The following is a 16,352-nucleotide window of genomic DNA, read 5'->3' as shown; positions in this document are numbered from 1 at the left end:
ATGGAGCGGGTGAAGGGAATCGAACCCTCGACATCAGCTTGGAAGGCTGAGGTTTTACCACTAAACTACACCCGCATGTGAAATATAAATTTTATAAAATAACCTCTGACGCAAGACATGTTCCTGCATCTCCTTGTTAATTCAAAGATGATGGATGCTTCGGAACAACTCGATGTTTAATCGGAAGATGTTTCGCTCGTGGCTGAGGTTTTACCACTAAACTACACCCGCAAATAATATATGAAAGTTTATAAAATGTGTTCTTCACAATCTAGTAATAAATATCGACTGGTCGGGAAGACAGGATTTGAACCTGCGACCCCTTGGTCCCAAACCAAGTGCTCTACCAAGCTGAGCTACTTCCCGGAAATGGCGCGCCCGAGAGGAGTCGAACCCCTAACCTTTTGATCCGTAGTCAAACGCTCTATCCAATTGAGCTACGGGCGCTCAACAAAAGCGACATCTATCATTATATCATAAAGCGAATGACTCTGTCAATGAGATATTTATTTTAAATGCGGTCGAGAGGACTTGAACCTCCACGGGATTACCTCCCACTAGGCCCTCAACCTAGCGCGTCTGCCATTCCGCCACGACCGCATAAACACACAGTATATGAAATGGTGAGCCATGGAGGATTCGAACCTCCGACCCTCTGATTAAAAGTCAGATGCTCTACCAACTGAGCTAATGGCTCTTCTGATCGCATCTGAACTAAACATTAAATAATAGAATAGCTTGTGAAAAGACGATCAAACTTTGTCGTGCAGTAATATTCTAATAAACGAATAGAAAACAAAAAACAAAATGGCTGGGCTAGCTGGATTCGAACCAGCGCATGACGGTACCAAAAACCGTTGCCTTACCGCTTGGCTATAGCCCAACAATGGCGGTCCGGACGGGACTCGAACCCGCGACCTCCTGCGTGACAGGCAGGCATTCTAACCAACTGAACTACCGGACCAACTCATCTACATATTCTCTTTTAAATGTGATAGAAAAACTTGGCATAGCGCCAAGTATCTAATCAACTAAAGAAATGACCCGTACGGGATTCGAACCCGTGTTACCGCCGTGAAAGGGCGGTGTCTTAACCACTTGACCAACGGGCCAATTAAAAAATGGCGGAGAAGGAGGGATTTGAACCCTCGCGCCGCTTACACGACCTACACCCTTAGCAGGGGCGCCTCTTCAGCCACTTGAGTACTTCTCCATGGCTCCACAGGTAGGATTCGAACCTACGACCGATCGGTTAACAGCCGATTGCTCTACCACTGAGCTACTGTGGAATAATCTTTTTATCAGCGACGTTAAAAATATTACTACAAACAAGAATGTTTGTCAATAGATTTCGCAACTTTTTTAATATGTATACACGAAAAATCACTTCGCTGTATAAGGCTTATATAATTTAACATAGAAAAAGCATATTCGTCAATAGAATGCAGCATATTTCTTCTATTCTATTAATTGTAGCTTACCATGACATTTACCGCAACGATAACGTGAAAGATTGATTTTTCTTTTTCTCGGAAAAGATTGCTGACAATCTTTACATTCGTAATGATATCGATAAGTACTTTCTAAAGATGGCAGTGGTCGACAATGTCTAGGGGAACCTGTTTTCTTCAATAATTCCCTAAAGTCCTTGTCACGATGCTTATAACCTTTACCTTCTATATGAAGGTGATAATGACACAATTCATGTTTTATTATACCGATAAGCTCTTCTTTTTCAAATTCAAGCGCATATTTCGGATTTAACTCAATTCTTCTTTTGCTCGGTATATACCTTCCGCCAGTAGTCCTTAATCTGGGATTATAAGTAACAGTATCTACAAAAGGTTTGTTGAAATACTTTTTGGATAACTGTTCCACCATGGTTACTAGCTCCTGTTCATTTAAAAGATCCATCTGTCCTCACCTTTTCACGATTATGTATCTGCAACTAACAAACATTCACACCTTCAATGGATAAACATAGTATAGTATAAAATAAACCTGGAGGGAGATCCGATGCCTACATGGCTAAAAAAACAATTGACAGGTGCCTTTTTACAAAAGGATAAATATCAAATACGCTTGCTTAATCAATGTTGGTTTTTCTATTGTACACGAGAAAATGATTAAGGCTTTTCACTACATATTTTGTAAAGCGAAAAGCCTTATTTGTCATTCATAAGCGGGGAAGTTAAAATCCCCACTAAAGGTCATTTCATTTTATCATCGTCAAGGCAATTCTTTGCTTATGTTGATCAACACTATCCACCCATACGGTGACCACATCTCCGACAGATACTAAATCCATAGGATGCTTCACATATTGATTAGACATTTTTGAAATATGAACAAGCCCGTCCTGTTTGACGCCGATATCGACAAATACACCAAAGTCAACTACATTTCGCACCGTACCTTGCAATTCCATTCCTTCTGTTAGATCCTCCATGGATAATACACTTTTCTTCAATAGTGGTTGTGGCAAATCATCACGTGGATCTCGATTAGGACTAATTAAAGCTTTTACCATGTCATCTAATGTAGGTAAACCTATTCCTAGCTTTTCTGCCATTCGCTTCTTATCTATATGATTCAACTCTGTCTTTAACGGAGCAGTTCCAAGGTCTTCAGTAGATAAATTTAATTCTGTTAACAACTGCTTAGCTGCCAGGTAACTCTCGGGGTGAATTGGTGTTCTATCTAATGGTTCATCCCCTTCTATCACACGCAAAAACCCAATACTTTGCTCATAGGTTTTATTACCAAGTCTTGGTATATCCTTCAATGTTTTTCGGTTCTTAAACTTACCATTCTCATTGCGATATTTTACGATATTGTTCGCAACGGTCTTATTTAATCCCGATACATGTTGCAATAAGGAGGAGGAAGCAGTATTAACATTCACTCCAACCTGGTTCACTGCCGTTTCTACAACAAATACCAAGGATTCATTTAATTGTTTCTGACTAACATCATGTTGATACTGCCCAACACCGATCGATTTCGGATCGATTTTTACGAGCTCTGCTAATGGATCTTGAACCCTTCTAGCAATCGAAACAGCACTTCGTTCCTCTACTTGTAAATCAGGAAACTCCTCTCTTGCTAGCTTCGAAGCAGAGTAAACACTCGCTCCTGCTTCATTAACGATTATATAAGCAATATTTAATTCATTCTTTTTAATCGTATCAGCAATGAATTGTTCTGTTTCTCTTGATGCCGTACCATTCCCAATAGCAATGAGCTCAACAGGAAATTCCGCTAACAGCTTTCGCACCTTTTTCTCCGCACCTATTACATCATTTCTAGGAGCTGTTGGGTACATCACATCTATTGCTTTCACTTGGCCCGTTTCATCAATAACAGCAAGCTTACAGCCCGTTCGAAATGCTGGATCCACTCCTAAAACATATTTCCCTTTAAGTGGCGGCTGTAGCAGTAAATTTTTAAGATTTTTAGAAAATATCTCAATTGCCTGAGCTTCCGCTTTTTCTGTAAGAGTTGATCGAATCTCTCTCTCAACAGATGGTTGAATCAGCCGACTATAACTATCTTCGATGGTCTGCTGCAAAAGCTCTTTTACAAGCGAGGTGGCATTTTTCTTAATTACTTGGTTCTCTAAATATGAAATAATTGCTTCGATTGGTGTTTCCACTGATATCTTAAGTATTTTCTCCTTTTCACCACGGTTTAATGCTAGAATCCGGTGAGAAACAATCGATCGAATTGCTTCACTGTACTCATAGTACATTTCATATACTTTCTTCTCATCTAATTCTGCTTTTTTCACAGATGATTGAATTAATCCTTTTTGAGAAATTTGCTGTCTAATCATTTCTCGATAGGTAGGCTCATCTGCTATCCACTCAGCAATAATGTCCTTCACTCCTGATAGGACATCCTCCGTTGTATGTAATTCATGTTCCTCTGATAGATAGTCTCCTGCTATTGTTTCTATAGAAGAGATATTCTGCTGTTGATAGATTTCTTTTGCTAGTGGCTCTAATCCTTTCTCTTTTGCAATTGTAGCTCTTGTTCTTCTCTTTTGCTTATAAGGTCTATATAAATCCTCTACTTTTTGTAATTGCGTAGCCTTCTCAATATCCGCTTTTAGTTCTGTGGTCATTTTTCCTTGCTCTTCAATAAGGCGTATGACTTCTTGCTTTCTATCAGATAGGGCCTTTGCGTAATTCCATGCCTCTTGTATATCCTTTATTTGAACTTCATCTAATGAACCTGTTTGCTCCTTTCGATATCTTGCGATGAAAGGAACTGTATTACCTTCTTCTAATAATGCAATAACACTGGTAATCGACTTCGTTCCAAGCTTCGTCTTATCCGCTACCGTTTGAACTAATAATTGTTTCGACTCTTTATCCGACACACTATTTCCTCCTTCGTACTCATCCTTATCATTTTATCAAAACAATGCGCATTCGTAAAAAGAACCCCTTGAATTGAATCAAGAGGTCCCAGCTACAAATTTCATTGCTATTAAGGTTGTATCATCATTTAATTTATTCTGGTATAAATAGGCAAAAGTATCTGTGATGTGGTTTACTTCTTTATGTAAAAAGTAGGAATTGGAAATTTCTTTAGACGTTACTCCATCTGAGAACATCACAAAAATCATTCCATCCTCCACTCGATCCTTGACTATCTTAACCGGACGTTCATATCCGCTTAAATATCCTGCTTGTGGAATGGTTCTTTTTTTGATCGAATCAGCAGTAATTGTCATCAAACCTATATTCCCAATCGAGGTGTAGGCATACTCCTGTGTTTCTAAATCAATTTGTAGAATTCCTAACACTACACCACGCTTCCCAAATAAGCTTTCGTTACACTTTTTCATTATTAATTTTAAAGGAAGGGTACTATACTCTCTAATAATATCTACTACAAGCTGGGAAGATTCATTAGCATATTTACCACTTCCAAGCCCATCCGCCAATGCACAAATAAAGGTTCCATCTACTTCTTTATAGAAATAACTATCACCACAATAATAGTTATCATCTTTTGCTTTTTGAAAAACCGAAACTTCTACTTGTTGACTTTTTTGCATTAGCGAATGGCCTCCAGATTCTCTGCATGCAACGCTTCTCTTAGTTTCTTAAGCGCATTTCTTTGGATTCTTGATACATGCATTTGGGAAATACCTAATAATTCACCAGTTTCTTTTTGACTTCTGTTCTCGAAATAGGTATGCCGTAATATTTGTTGCTCTCTTTCACTCAGTATTGGCAAAATCTTTTCCAGTAATAGTTCTCGATCAATGTCCTCATAGCCTTTATCACTTTTTCCGATGATATCTAGTATTGAAACCTCACTACCATCTGAATCTGCTTCAATTTTTCTATCAACAGAAAGGGCATTATAGCTTTGCCCCATCTCCATGGTTTCTAGGATTTCTTCTTCGGAAACTTCTAGATAATTGGCAATTTCTTTAATAGATGGAGATTTTTGATTCTCTTGTGTTAACCGATCTATGGCATTTTTGATTTTAGGTCCAAGTTCTTTAATTCTTCGAGGAACATGAACACTCCATGTTTTATCACGAATAAATCGTTTGATTTCACCAATGATCGTGGGAATAGCAAAAGATTCAAAGGATTTACCAATGTCAGGATCATATCTTCTGATCGCTGCTAGCAAACCGAGCATGCCTACCTGTTCTAGATCCTCGTATATCATACTGTTTTTAGCATATTTCCTTGCTAAGGATTTTACAAGTTTTTGATAGGTCATAACGATTTTTTCCTGGGTATCTTTATCATCAGGATTTTGTTGAAAAGTTCTTATCCACTGGTAAATCTCATCCTCACGATTACTGTGTGGTTGAGATTTGGTCGTCATTGATATCCACCTCATTTTCGCGGAGGTATTTTGTCATTAGGACGATTACGCCATAATCATTCTTAATTTCGACTTTATCCATTAATGCTTCGATCAGAAAAAGTCCAAACCCTCCTTCTCGCAAATCTTCTATCGATTGATTATTCTGATATGGACCTATATCTGCCTTGATTTTATTTAAATCAAAGCTTCCACCTCGATCTGCGACCATGACCTCGAGACGATCTGGATATAATCCGAAGCCAACAGTAACCTCTCCACCATCTTTTTCATCATAGGCATGAGTCGTAGCATTAGACATAGCCTCCGAAATGGCTACTTTTAAGTCTTCTATTTCCTCATAGCTAAATCCCATACGATTTGCTATTCCAGATGTACTTAGTCTGACGACACCTACATATTCTGCTTTTGCTGGCACTTTCATTTCAATGAAGTCAAAGGATTCCATTTTTAATTCCCACCTTGTACAGTTGAATCGATATTAATGATACTATTTAAACCTGTTATTTCAAACAATCGTTCGACACGGTCTTGTAGCGATACGAGTCGTAATTCACTGTTATGTTCCTTTGTTGCTTTTAGCGCACTAATAAAAACACCTAATCCAGTACTATCCATATAAGACACATTTTCTAAATCAACGATGACAAGCTCCCCATCTTTTTTCACTAACGGTAGTAAAGCTTCTTTCAGTTTAGGTGCTGTGTATGCATCAATCTCACCAGTTAATTTCAAAATCTGCTTCGTACCTTCGACATTTCCCAGAATGTTAATATTTAAATCCACCGTGCTATTCCTCCTTAAAAAACCTATCCCTGTTATGGAAATTATACTGGCATCAGCCCTTTGCTAATACCAGTAATAAACGAATATAAGTAAGTGTAAATAAAGTGAATGAAAACGATCTATATGAATACAGGGGGTATGCTACAGATTTACCCTCATTCACTTATCGTTAAACCTCTTTTTTCAAAAATATTAAGGTGAAGTCATCCCTTAGGTGAAAATCCTGGATTCTCTCAAAATACTTGAACACTTTTTCGACAGCCTCTTGTGCAGGTAGGTGGATATATTGACGAATAACATGGAGCACTTCTTCACTTTCAATAAAACGTTCTCCAATTCTACACTCTGTAACTCCATCTGTTAGAAGAATAACAATATCATCTTTTTCTAGCTTTAGCTCGAATTGTTCATAAATAGCGTCAGGTGTTACTCCTAATACTAAGCCTTTTGCTTTTATTTCAATAAATTTGTCTTCTTTCGCACAGTAATAGAAGCCAGGTTCATGACCTGCTGAGGCATATTGTAACACACTGTTTTTCGAATCGAAAAATCCATAAAACATCGTAATAAACATATTGGTATCGACATTTCTTTCTACTACCCTGTTTAAGTTCTCTAAGATTACGCTCGGGCTAAGCTGGGATTCAGGAAAGCTATCTAACGCATATTTAATCATGGACATCGCTAACGCTGCTGGAATGCCTTTCCCAATCACATCAGCTATGGCAATCCCAAGATTATTTGATTCATCCTTCACAAAGTGATGATAATCCCCATTCATTCTGTTAGCCGGGACACTAATTGCTCCTATATCTAAACCAGAAATTTCTGGCTTTGTTGTCGATAGTAATGTTTGTTGCATACTTGCAGCAACAGAAATTTCTGACTCTAATTCTCCTTGCTTTTCTCTTAATGTTTGAAATTCTTGGTATGCTAAACCATACGAAATCATTGTCTCTAATAAGAAGTTTAGAGATGCACATATTTCTTTGGGAAGATCCGGATACAATTCCTTCAATGCTTGGATGTGGATGTTAATAAACTCTTCTGGCAAAATGTTATTCTGCATTGATAATTTGGTAAATTGCTCTGCTTGGTATAACGCACTTTCATCTTGTTTAAGAATATAACGATCTAATAAATCACGGTAATTATTAAAATCGAATTTATTTAGCTCCACTGAATTACCTCCTAATTATGACTTTAACATTTCCATACATCATATAATTCAGGCGATTAATTTTAGGAAGCAATATGTATAAACAAGGCTGTTCTCCTATTTTGAAATCGAAATCTATTTAAAGCAGCCTTCCATTATGATCTTACCCATTTGATCGCACTAATTGTCGTTCCTTTTTCTTTGTCAGAAAGGATATCAAATTCATCCATTAATCTTTTCACACCTGGCAAACCAGCTCCCAGACCACCTGATGTTGAGTAACCATCCTCCATCACTTTACTAATATCTGCTATTCCGGGTCCTTCATCTTGCGCGATAATCTTTAGGCCTTTTTTATTTAAATCATTGATCACTTCAACATGAATTCTACCTCTTTGAGCGTATAGATAGATGTTTCGTGCTAGTTCTGAAATCGCAGTGGCAATCCGTGCTTGATCGACGCTACCAAATCCCAATTCTTTCGCTTTTTCACGTCCCATTTGTCTTGCCCCGACAATATCCCATTCTTTATTAATTTGCACAGAGGATTGAGCCTTCATAATCACTCCTCCAATTCCTGGCGAAGTTTAATCAACCCTTGCTCTAAATCAAGTGCTGTTGGTACATTTTGTAGATGAATTCCTAAATCAATTAATGTCATCGCAACAGCAGGCTGAATTCCTGTTAAGACGACTTTTGCCCCCATTAAATCTGACATAGATACGACATCACCGAGTACCTTTGCTATAAAGGAATCAATAATATCTACAGAAGTAAGATCGATAACAACTCCTGTTGCACCACTTTTGTGGATTTTGCTCAATAAATCTTCCTGAAACTCAATTGCTGTTTGATCGTCTAAATCTACTTGAATGGATACCAACAAGTAATTGTGAAGTTTTAGAATTGGTATTCTCATTCCTAGCACCCCCTTATTTTAACGAATCTAGTAGATTACTAATATCTTGATCCTTATCATCAGACAAGCTAACAATATCACGATTAGTCAACTTCAATGCTGTGTTAAATCCTTTACGCAAGGAACTTTTTGTAGGGAATTTGCTTAAATCAATACCTAAATTGACAATCGTTTGTGCAATTTCTGGTCGAATACCAACTAATATACAAGTTGCTCCGATTAAACGAACAGCTTCAGCTGCTTGTATGATGTGGTGTGCTACCATTGTATCTACTACTGGTACACCGGTTATATCAATAAGTACCACTTCTGCATTATTTTTAATCACACCATCTAATAAGTTTTCCATGATGAGCTTGGCTCTTTCAGTATCAATCGTACCGATAAGTGGCATGATCGTTATATTTTCCATTACAGGAATTAATGGTGCTGATAATTCTTGTAAAGCTAATCGTTGAAGAGAAACAGTATGTTCCCAGCTACCAGAGTATTCACGAACTAGTTGTTTGATAATTGGCTCTACCCAATCATCGACAACATTTAATATTCTTGACAAATAGTCAGAATCAACTTTTTCAGACTGATTCAGAATGAAATCAATAGTTACACGGCGAAATGTCTGTAAACCATCTGTTATATAGCTAAGTGGCCACCCTAAATTAATTAATCGATCAGAGAATTCTGTTAATACCTTAAGGTTTTGCTGCTTATTAATACTCGCAAAAATAACATTGACAAATTCTCGGTTTGTCGATTCATAGAGTTCTTCGGATATAGTAGAGGTATAATCCTCATTCTTTTTTTTCGCCACTTCCTCTAGCCATTTCTTTGAGATTTCATCACTATTTTCAATCACAATTCTGCGCATGGTTTCAGGCATACTTACCCCTCCGATATTATTTTTAGAAAAACTCGCATTAGCTCTTCTTATGTACTTAGGACTTCAAAATTTTCACTAATCCATGTGAAAATTTTATATTTTCCTAACATGTAAAAAATAAGTATTATCATAATTCTACATGATAATACTTATTTTTACGATTATTTTCTATTGTTTATGACTTATTTGACAAAATTTGCAATATGACAATAGGTCATGAGATATAAAAACACCCATTGCCTCCACATTAGACAGGGTGCTTTTTCCTTGAGGATCTATTCTTGGGTTTCTCCCATTAAATATCTGTCATTAAATTGGAGTAAAGGCGCTAAAAATCAGTTAAGCCTAAACTAATTTCTAATCCTTTATTAATTCGCTCCATCATATAGCCATCTAGATGAGTAATCTTGTCTGTTAATCTTTGTTTGTCTATTGTGCGAATCTGCTCTAATAAAATAACAGAGTTCCGTTCAAATCCATATTTTTTGGCATCAATTTCGACATGTGTTGGCAACTTAGCTTTTTGAATTTGTGCAGTGATCGCCGCTACAATAACGGTGGGGCTAAAGCGGTTCCCAATATCATTTTGGAGAACAAGTACTGGTCTAACCCCTCCCTGCTCAGAGCCAACTACAGGAGAAAGATCGGCGAAGTAAACATCGCCCCTTTTTACAATCAAAACCTACACCCCGCTCACTAAGCGACCAAGGGTATTTTCAGCCTCCTCTTCAGCTTGAAAAGCTTCTGAAGCAATGTTTAAGTTGATATTTGCCATTTCGAGATATCCTCTTTGCATGGATTCCTGAATATGACGTTTCTTCTTCTCACGCAAATATGTTTTTGTTGCTTGACAAATAAAATCACTTAAATTACTATCCTCATTCTTCATCAAGCCATCCACCTCATTCAGTAGGTTTTTTGGTAATCTCACCGCAACTTCTTGTAAGTCTTCAGACAAAACCATACACCTCCACCAACATTGACAAGCCTAAAATAATTATCCACTAATATCATACCATTCTCTAACATGCTTGCAAAGGGGTTTTAACGATTTTTTGAATTTTTCCTGTCCTTATAAATTATGTCACAATTAGTCAACATATATACGGGGAACCCTTGAACTAATCATGCAAGCAATCTCATAATTAATGGTTTCTAGCTTTTCTGCAAGCTCATCCATTTCAATTTCTTCTTGATCTTGCTTACCTATTACGGTAACTAAATCTCCTACTTTCGCTTGTTCTGTTAATCTTAACATAAATTGATCCATACAAATTCGACCAACTATTTCACATCTCTTGCCATTGACTAATACTTCTGAGCCTTGCAATCCTCTCCTGATCCCATCTGCATATCCTAATGGGACAGTACCAATCCATTCCTCGGTCTGCGCGGTATAGGTCGCTCCATAGCTAATCGTTGTACCAGGCTCCACCTTTTTAACATGGATCAATCTACTCTGCAATGATAGGGCTGGCTTTAAGTCTATTGGTTGTTCTAACTTAACGGTTGGCGAAGGGTAAAGTCCGTACATACTAATTCCAAATCGAACGAAATCAAACATTTTATCTGGAAATCGCATACTAGCAGCACTGTTACCCGTATGGAATAATACTTTTTCCTGCCAGTTTTTCTCAAAAACCTCTCGAAGCCTTTGAAAATGGACTAACTGTGATTCAAAATGTCCGAGGTTTTCTTCGTCTGCAGTGGCAAAGTGAGTGAAAATTCCTTCTAAATAAAAAGCTTTATGTTTTAATAATTTCAAATTGTCTAAAAGCTCGGTTGTACTTCTTATCCCAATTCTCCCCATGCCTGTATCCCATTTCAAATGGACGGTAACCGGCTTTTCGAGCTCAAGCTGCCGGACCTCCTCTAACCATTCTTTTTGATAACACGTCAAGGTAATCTCATACTTTACTGCAACAGGGACATCGGCTGGGCGAACCCTTCCCATTACTAAAATCGGAACATGGATTCCTGCCTCCCTTAGCTTAATAGCCTCATCTAACAAAGCTACCGCAAGTCGTTTTGCGCCAGCATCGATCGCTGTTCTCGCTACTTCGATATCACCATGTCCATAACCATTTGCCTTGACCACTGCATATATATTGGTTTCTTTTCGCAGTCTTTTCGTCAACTGCTTTATATTATAATCAATATGCGCTAATTTTATTTCTACCCATGAATCCCGATAAAATTCTTTCATTATGTCCTTAATCTCCTCAGTGAACTACTTATCTTTTGAATGACTACACTTCATTATAACTTATAAACATTGGTGGAACAAAGACTGTGTATTTCTTGAGAACAAACAAAAAAGCCCTAGCCTATTAGCTAAAGCTTTTTCTCTATTATTTTTCTGCTGTTTGGTGTATCGAAGTTGCGACATCAATCATTTCTTGCTTCGTTAAATCTTCACTTGCCAAATAATAATTAATTCCATTATATTGCCATTCTAACGTTGTTTCAGACATGGCTCCCATCGTAAAGCCTAGATCAACTGGATCACCGTTCACTAGCTCTGGAGATTGGGCACTAGTTGGATAGCTTGTCACCATTTCCTGAATAATCGTGAAATTTCTCTCTCCTTCATAGGACAGCATCACTCGATCACCATTCTCTGTTTCCATCCTATTCTCTTCGACTAGCTCTGCACCTAACTGTTCCGCTGGATAAAAAATCTGTAACTCACTAGGTAAGTCCTCTTGTGCCATTGTTGGCACACCAAAAATACTGCTTGTCATATTTTTTTCCATGTTAAAAGTATCTTCAGGTAGCTCTGGATCGAATTCAAAGGAGGTAAATTCTACTTCCACCATTGATTTTTTATCATTATCTAGTACTTTAACAAGGACTGGTGCATAAGTCTTTTTATCGAAATAAATCGTTTGGTATGGTAAGTTACTATTACTTTCATAGTTTGTCCGTGTTTCAAAAACAAAATAATCATCCGTTGAGGTAAAGGTTGCTTCACTGTCATCCTTAATGTCTTGGATTAATGACTGGTATAAGTATGGCTGGCTCTTATTATCTGGCCACTCACTTTGGAACTTAAAGCTTTTATTTAATGCTGGTGTGAGTACAAATACTCCTTCTTTATTTCGAAGAATAATTTGACTACTCTCCTCGTCTTGCTCATTTTTCAACAAAACACGGTAAAAGTCCTTTTTCTTATGTGTTACTTCAATACGATAAGCCTGGTCCTCGTTACCGGTTTGTAATGTCATTAATGCTTGTGTTTGATAAGCATTCATCTTATCAGCAGTGCTTTCAAGCTTTTCTAAAACATCGTCCTTTGACTTTTCCCCACATGCAGCTAAAAACACAACAAACAAAACACTCATAAAAAAGATGATATATTTCTTCATCGCGACAACTCTCCTTTGTCTCAAATAAGAGGACAAAGGGAACACGATTACGCGCTAGGACATTGTACGAAAAACATTTGTAAGACCATCAATCACATCAGAAGCAAGCAGGTCAATTACCGTATTTTGTCCACTTTCTATACGCAAATCAGCCGACATACCATGAATAAAACAAGCATTATTCATCGCCTCTAACACAGATTCATGCTGCATAATGAAGGCTAAAAGGATTCCGGATAAAACATCTCCAGTTCCCCCTTTGGCAAGACCGGCATTGCCCGTGGCATTTACCATTTGCGTGCCATCTGGAGCTGTTATAATCGTATATTTGCCTTTTAGAATTAGATAAACTTGATGCTCCTGTGCAAACTCTTTTGCCATAGTAAATGGGGCTTTTTTAATTGTCTCTATCTCTTGATTTGTCAGCATTGCCATTTCACCATAATGTGGTGTTAAGATGGTAGGAGATCTTCGCTCTTGTAGCATACCCAGAAGCTCTTTCAGATGGTATAATCCATCGGCATCGATAATGACTGGTACATCTTCCTGTGCCAACACATCTTCTACGAAGGTTTTGGCAGTACGATTCCTACCCATTCCCATCCCTATTGCTACACCATCAAAACCAGCTAAATCTATATGACCGAAATTGCTTAGGTTCTGGTACATAGCTTCCATGCAGTAATTAGCGATAACTGGAATATTCCGTTCCATTGTAGCAACCGTTACTAAACCTGCACCTGCTTTTAGGGCAGCCCGTGAACTAAGTGCAACGGAGCCTGGCATTAGCTCCTGTCCACCAATAACTAGTCCTTTTCCATGAGATCCTTTATGAGAGAAAGTTGCTCTCTTTGGAAAGGATACTTTAACATCCTTTAAATTCCAGCTTCTCACTTTTGGTATCATCCCATACGCCTCAATCGGAATTCCGATAGGGATTACCTTCCATTCTCCGTAGTAAGGAGCTGTATTCTCCAAGAATAAGGATTGCTTTGGTGCTTCTACAATATAGGTTCTATCTGCTTTTATCGCGATATCGATGGTATGATTCTCATTGGCAGGTAATCCGCTTGGAATGTCAACAGAGTAGATACGTGCATTTTGTTCATTTATAATAGAAATCATCCCTCTTAATGGTTCACGAATCTCTCCGGTTACACCAATACCTAAGATCGCATCAATCACGATATCGACATTCACTAAGCATTCCAGTAACTTATCGGTAGTTAACACCTCTTGGATAGGAACTTTTTGGTGAATCAATAGCTGTTTATGGTATGCGGCATCACCTTTTATTTTTTCATTTGGGACTAATTGCAAAACCTTCACTGGATAGCCTTCATTTTTTAAATATCTAGCTATAACGAAGCCATCTCCACCATTGTTTCCACTGCCTACTAAAATAGCCATATGACAACTCTTTTCTTCAGCGATCATCATTTCCTTAGCAATTGCCTGACCTGCGTTCTCCATTAAAATCGTTCCATCTATTCCCCCCTGGTCGATAGCAAATCGATCGATTTCGTACATGTCCTCCGCGGTTACGATGTACATCTTGTTCCCTCCTACCCGCATTAAAATAGTATGAGACAACCTCTCTTAATATGCCGAATCTGCTTCAATTATTACCTGTGCAGTTGCATAAGCCTTACTATGAGAGATCGAAACAAAGATTTTATCTTTTTCAGTAATATTAGAATAGAAAATAGGCGCACCTTCTAAATTTGTTAATATTTCTATGTCTTGAAAACTTACCTTTCCTATCCCTGTTCCAATTGCTTTGGAGAATGCCTCCTTTGCTGCAAATCTACCTGCTAAAAATTCTATTTTCCTTTTATCAGAGCTTAGATTTTCGTATAGGTCCCGTTCCTTCTTTGTTAAAATTCTACTAATGAATCTCGGTTGCTTTGTTGCCATTTCTCTAATACGGTCTAGTTCCACTATATCGATACCAATCCCTTTTATCATCTTCGTCTTCAACCTCTTTTTAGTCTTTTTTTTAGTATAGCCTACTACTACCCTATTTTTAAAGAAGAAGCTAATGGTCATATATCTAACTATATATAGTAAGGGATTTATGCTAAAATATAGGCATCAATTTTTCAGAGGAAGTGTGAGATGTTTTTACGAACAGAAAGCTTTAAAGATTTTCTTTCTTTTTACCCCGTGACCGCTTGTATTGTTGGACTGCAAATTGGTATTTGGCTCCTCAACTGGATCATCCCACCTCTCGGTCAAATGATCATTGATTTTGGCATTGGTTTTCATTATGCTATCAGTATGGGAGAGTATTGGCGTTTCGTTACACCAATTTTCTTACACGGTGGTGTCGGACACATTTTATTTAATTCCTTTGCACTTGTTATCTTTGCTCCAGCACTTGAACAAATGCTCGGTAAAGGGAAATTTATCTTCACCTATTTTTTTGCTGGTATTGTGGCAAATATTCTAACATTTGTCGTAGAACCTAGTCTTGGTTATACCCATCTTGGAGCATCTGGTGCGATTTATGGATTATTAGGACTCTATTTATTCATGGTGTTTTTTGAAAAAAGATTAATTGATCCTAATAATGCAAGGTTAATATTAATTGTTTCTATACTTGGACTAATCATGACGTTGATAAGAGCAAATATAAATGTCGAGGCACATATATTCGGCTTTATTGCTGGGTTTGCTTTAGGTCCAATCATCTTAAAAAATGTTCAGCCTTTTTCACCATGGAAAAATACAAGAAGAGTGAGTCACGGAAATGATGATATCGGCTTCGATCCTAATCGATGGAATAAAAAGAGATATAAATGGAAGCCATACCTAAAACCTATTATTACAGCAATTTTGATTATACTTGTTCTATTAGGTTTACTATCTTCCATCTTATAAAATGCCCTTCATCGCTGTGAAAAAGATAGAGAAAAGGGAGTGGGAAAATGACAGCAGCATGGCTATTTACTTCTGCAGCAATTATTGCAGGTCTTGGTATTTTATTTGCATTCAAACAATTACTAAGAGGGTTATCTTATCGAATGGAGCGGAAGGAATTTAATCAACAAGGATTACAAAAGGATCAAACAAGATACTTTATCCAAGTGGCACTATTTGAAGCAATACCGATTTTCTTACTCGTGCTCGGGTTTATGTTTATGGAGGATAATGAAGCAAGCCTCGTTTCTTTAAGCATTCCATTGATTGTGATACTTGGAATTATTTTGATTTGTATCAGTCAGATTTGGTCATCGAAACAAGAAGTATTGTCTCATCCTGATATTGGAAAGTCAGAGAAAAGCTACATCAATACAATTGTGTTAATCGGTTTTTCCACGATATTATGTATCCCCGTTATTTCCATTGTCGGAATTATCCTCTTGATCAATTAGAAAA

At 37.6% G+C, this 16,352-nt stretch carries 19 protein-coding genes and 10 tRNA genes; 3 read left to right on the top strand and 26 right to left on the bottom strand.

Features of this window, described 5'->3' with window-relative positions:
- Position 1: 1 nt before the first annotated feature.
- The 11 genes from DLJ74_RS13410 to DLJ74_RS13360 all read right to left on the bottom strand — a co-directional run bounded on the left by DLJ74_RS13410 (position 2) and on the right by DLJ74_RS13360 (position 1,914).
- Positions 2-75 (bottom strand) — tRNA-Gly (locus DLJ74_RS13410).
- A 214-nt stretch (positions 76-289) separates the two neighbouring features.
- Positions 290-366, bottom strand: a tRNA-Pro gene (locus DLJ74_RS13405).
- Between the two features lie 4 nt (positions 367-370).
- Positions 371-447 (bottom strand) — tRNA-Arg (locus DLJ74_RS13400).
- Positions 448-516: 69 nt separating this feature from the next.
- Positions 517-600 (bottom strand) — tRNA-Leu (locus tag DLJ74_RS13395).
- Positions 601-621: 21 nt separating this feature from the next.
- Positions 622-697: transfer RNA gene (locus DLJ74_RS13390), tRNA-Lys, on the bottom strand.
- 111 nt (positions 698-808) lie between these two features.
- Positions 809-883: transfer RNA gene (locus DLJ74_RS13385), tRNA-Gln, on the bottom strand.
- Positions 884-887: 4 nt separating this feature from the next.
- Positions 888-964 (bottom strand) — tRNA-Asp (locus DLJ74_RS13380).
- Between the two features lie 76 nt (positions 965-1,040).
- Positions 1,041-1,112: transfer RNA gene (locus DLJ74_RS13375), tRNA-Glu, on the bottom strand.
- Positions 1,113-1,122: 10 nt separating this feature from the next.
- Positions 1,123-1,213: transfer RNA gene (locus tag DLJ74_RS13370), tRNA-Ser, on the bottom strand.
- Between the two features lies 1 nt (position 1,214).
- Positions 1,215-1,289, bottom strand: a tRNA-Asn gene (locus DLJ74_RS13365).
- A 169-nt stretch (positions 1,290-1,458) separates the two neighbouring features.
- Complete coding sequence (locus DLJ74_RS13360) at positions 1,459-1,914, bottom strand: SprT family protein (RefSeq protein WP_054788939.1); 456 nt, start codon at positions 1,912-1,914, stop codon at positions 1,459-1,461.
- 102 nt (positions 1,915-2,016) lie between these two features.
- Here DLJ74_RS13360 and cmpA point away from each other — a divergent pair, with 102 nt between their 5' ends.
- Positions 2,017-2,130, top strand: coding sequence for a cortex morphogenetic protein CmpA (cmpA, locus tag DLJ74_RS13355; RefSeq protein WP_109984842.1), 114 nt, complete (start codon positions 2,017-2,019; stop codon positions 2,128-2,130).
- Positions 2,131-2,215: 85 nt separating this feature from the next.
- Here the strand turns inward: cmpA and DLJ74_RS13350 are convergent, their stop codons facing one another.
- From DLJ74_RS13350 to acpS, 15 genes are all read right to left on the bottom strand, one after another.
- Positions 2,216-4,384: a Tex family protein gene (locus tag DLJ74_RS13350; protein WP_109984841.1), complete on the bottom strand. Its 2,169-nt coding sequence runs from the start codon at positions 4,382-4,384 to the stop codon at positions 2,216-2,218.
- A 78-nt stretch (positions 4,385-4,462) separates the two neighbouring features.
- The gene (locus tag DLJ74_RS13345) at positions 4,463-5,068 is read right to left on the bottom strand and encodes a SpoIIE family protein phosphatase (RefSeq protein ID WP_109984840.1); all 606 of its coding nucleotides are present in this window, start codon (positions 5,066-5,068) and stop codon (positions 4,463-4,465) included.
- A complete protein-coding gene (gene sigB, locus DLJ74_RS13340) occupies positions 5,068-5,859 on the bottom strand; it encodes an RNA polymerase sigma factor SigB (RefSeq protein ID WP_109984839.1) in 792 nt (263 codons plus the stop codon). Before sigB ends, DLJ74_RS13345 begins: the two co-directional genes overlap by 1 nt.
- Positions 5,831-6,307, bottom strand: coding sequence for an anti-sigma B factor RsbW (gene rsbW, locus DLJ74_RS13335; protein ID WP_054788940.1), 477 nt, complete (start codon positions 6,305-6,307; stop codon positions 5,831-5,833). Before rsbW ends, sigB begins: the two co-directional genes overlap by 29 nt.
- A gap of 2 nt (positions 6,308-6,309) precedes the next feature.
- The gene (locus tag DLJ74_RS13330; RefSeq protein ID WP_054788941.1) at positions 6,310-6,645 is read right to left on the bottom strand and encodes an STAS domain-containing protein; all 336 of its coding nucleotides are present in this window, start codon (positions 6,643-6,645) and stop codon (positions 6,310-6,312) included.
- A gap of 169 nt (positions 6,646-6,814) precedes the next feature.
- Entirely contained in the window at positions 6,815-7,825 is a 1,011-nt protein-coding gene (locus tag DLJ74_RS13325; RefSeq protein ID WP_109984838.1) for a PP2C family protein-serine/threonine phosphatase, read from the bottom strand.
- A 134-nt stretch (positions 7,826-7,959) separates the two neighbouring features.
- Positions 7,960-8,364 (bottom strand): anti-sigma regulatory factor, encoded by a 405-nt coding sequence (locus tag DLJ74_RS13320; RefSeq protein ID WP_054788943.1) that lies wholly within the window; start codon positions 8,362-8,364, stop codon positions 7,960-7,962.
- A 2-nt stretch (positions 8,365-8,366) separates the two neighbouring features.
- On the bottom strand, positions 8,367-8,723 hold the full coding sequence (locus DLJ74_RS13315) for an STAS domain-containing protein (protein ID WP_109984837.1): 357 nt from the start codon (positions 8,721-8,723) through the stop codon (positions 8,367-8,369).
- A 13-nt stretch (positions 8,724-8,736) separates the two neighbouring features.
- Positions 8,737-9,603 (bottom strand): RsbT co-antagonist protein RsbRA, encoded by an 867-nt coding sequence (locus DLJ74_RS13310; protein ID WP_054861506.1) that lies wholly within the window; start codon positions 9,601-9,603, stop codon positions 8,737-8,739.
- A 328-nt stretch (positions 9,604-9,931) separates the two neighbouring features.
- On the bottom strand, positions 9,932-10,282 hold the full coding sequence (locus tag DLJ74_RS13305) for a type II toxin-antitoxin system PemK/MazF family toxin (RefSeq protein WP_109984836.1): 351 nt from the start codon (positions 10,280-10,282) through the stop codon (positions 9,932-9,934).
- 3 nt (positions 10,283-10,285) lie between these two features.
- Positions 10,286-10,567: a CopG family ribbon-helix-helix protein gene (locus tag DLJ74_RS13300; RefSeq protein WP_054788944.1), complete on the bottom strand. Its 282-nt coding sequence runs from the start codon at positions 10,565-10,567 to the stop codon at positions 10,286-10,288.
- Between the two features lie 126 nt (positions 10,568-10,693).
- Entirely contained in the window at positions 10,694-11,809 is a 1,116-nt protein-coding gene (gene alr, locus DLJ74_RS13295; protein ID WP_109984835.1) for an alanine racemase, read from the bottom strand.
- 145 nt (positions 11,810-11,954) lie between these two features.
- Positions 11,955-12,971: a LolA family protein gene (locus DLJ74_RS13290; protein ID WP_054861504.1), complete on the bottom strand. Its 1,017-nt coding sequence runs from the start codon at positions 12,969-12,971 to the stop codon at positions 11,955-11,957.
- A gap of 54 nt (positions 12,972-13,025) precedes the next feature.
- Positions 13,026-14,525 carry an NAD(P)H-hydrate dehydratase gene (locus tag DLJ74_RS13285; RefSeq protein ID WP_109984834.1) on the bottom strand — a complete coding sequence of 500 codons (1,500 nt, stop codon included), beginning with the start codon at positions 14,523-14,525 and terminating at the stop codon, positions 13,026-13,028.
- Positions 14,526-14,570: 45 nt separating this feature from the next.
- On the bottom strand, positions 14,571-14,939 hold the full coding sequence (gene acpS / locus DLJ74_RS13280) for a holo-ACP synthase (RefSeq protein WP_054788946.1): 369 nt from the start codon (positions 14,937-14,939) through the stop codon (positions 14,571-14,573).
- A gap of 150 nt (positions 14,940-15,089) precedes the next feature.
- On the opposite strand from acpS, the gene DLJ74_RS13275 reads away from it, so the two are divergent.
- Positions 15,090-15,854: a rhomboid family intramembrane serine protease gene (locus tag DLJ74_RS13275; protein ID WP_109984833.1), complete on the top strand. Its 765-nt coding sequence runs from the start codon at positions 15,090-15,092 to the stop codon at positions 15,852-15,854.
- 47 nt (positions 15,855-15,901) lie between these two features.
- Positions 15,902-16,348 carry a hypothetical protein gene (locus tag DLJ74_RS13270; protein WP_109984832.1) on the top strand — a complete coding sequence of 149 codons (447 nt, stop codon included), beginning with the start codon at positions 15,902-15,904 and terminating at the stop codon, positions 16,346-16,348.
- The last annotated feature ends 4 nt before the right edge of the window (positions 16,349-16,352 follow it).

This window comes from Gracilibacillus dipsosauri (genome assembly GCF_003176895.1).
In the GTDB taxonomy this organism is placed as follows: domain Bacteria; phylum Bacillota; class Bacilli; order Bacillales; family Amphibacillaceae; genus Gracilibacillus; species Gracilibacillus dipsosauri.
This window is presented reverse-complemented; position numbering and strand designations above follow the sequence as displayed.

Excerpts from the sequence above, each read along its gene's own strand:
- rsbW (WP_054788940.1), bottom strand. The coding sequence starts at position 6,307 with ATGGAATCCTTTGACTTCATTGAAATGAAAGTGCCAGCAAAAGCAGAA.
- DLJ74_RS13275 (WP_109984833.1), top strand. The coding sequence starts at position 15,090 with ATGTTTTTACGAACAGAAAGCTTTAAAGATTTTCTTTCTTTTTACCCC.
- DLJ74_RS13345 (WP_109984840.1), bottom strand. The coding sequence starts at position 5,068 with ATGCAAAAAAGTCAACAAGTAGAAGTTTCGGTTTTTCAAAAAGCAAAA.
- DLJ74_RS13360 (WP_054788939.1), bottom strand. The coding sequence starts at position 1,914 with ATGGATCTTTTAAATGAACAGGAGCTAGTAACCATGGTGGAACAGTTA.
- DLJ74_RS13320 (WP_054788943.1), bottom strand. The coding sequence starts at position 8,364 with ATGAAGGCTCAATCCTCTGTGCAAATTAATAAAGAATGGGATATTGTC.
- DLJ74_RS13300 (WP_054788944.1), bottom strand. The coding sequence starts at position 10,567 with ATGGTTTTGTCTGAAGACTTACAAGAAGTTGCGGTGAGATTACCAAAA.
- acpS (WP_054788946.1), bottom strand. The coding sequence starts at position 14,939 with ATGATAAAAGGGATTGGTATCGATATAGTGGAACTAGACCGTATTAGA.
- DLJ74_RS13290 (WP_054861504.1), bottom strand. The coding sequence starts at position 12,971 with ATGAAGAAATATATCATCTTTTTTATGAGTGTTTTGTTTGTTGTGTTT.
- DLJ74_RS13285 (WP_109984834.1), bottom strand. The coding sequence starts at position 14,525 with ATGTACATCGTAACCGCGGAGGACATGTACGAAATCGATCGATTTGCT.
- DLJ74_RS13270 (WP_109984832.1), top strand. The coding sequence starts at position 15,902 with ATGACAGCAGCATGGCTATTTACTTCTGCAGCAATTATTGCAGGTCTT.
- DLJ74_RS13310 (WP_054861506.1), bottom strand. The coding sequence starts at position 9,603 with ATGCCTGAAACCATGCGCAGAATTGTGATTGAAAATAGTGATGAAATC.
- DLJ74_RS13315 (WP_109984837.1), bottom strand. The coding sequence starts at position 8,723 with ATGAGAATACCAATTCTAAAACTTCACAATTACTTGTTGGTATCCATT.
- sigB (WP_109984839.1), bottom strand. The coding sequence starts at position 5,859 with ATGACGACCAAATCTCAACCACACAGTAATCGTGAGGATGAGATTTAC.
- alr (WP_109984835.1), bottom strand. The coding sequence starts at position 11,809 with ATGAAAGAATTTTATCGGGATTCATGGGTAGAAATAAAATTAGCGCAT.
- cmpA (WP_109984842.1), top strand. The coding sequence starts at position 2,017 with ATGCCTACATGGCTAAAAAAACAATTGACAGGTGCCTTTTTACAAAAG.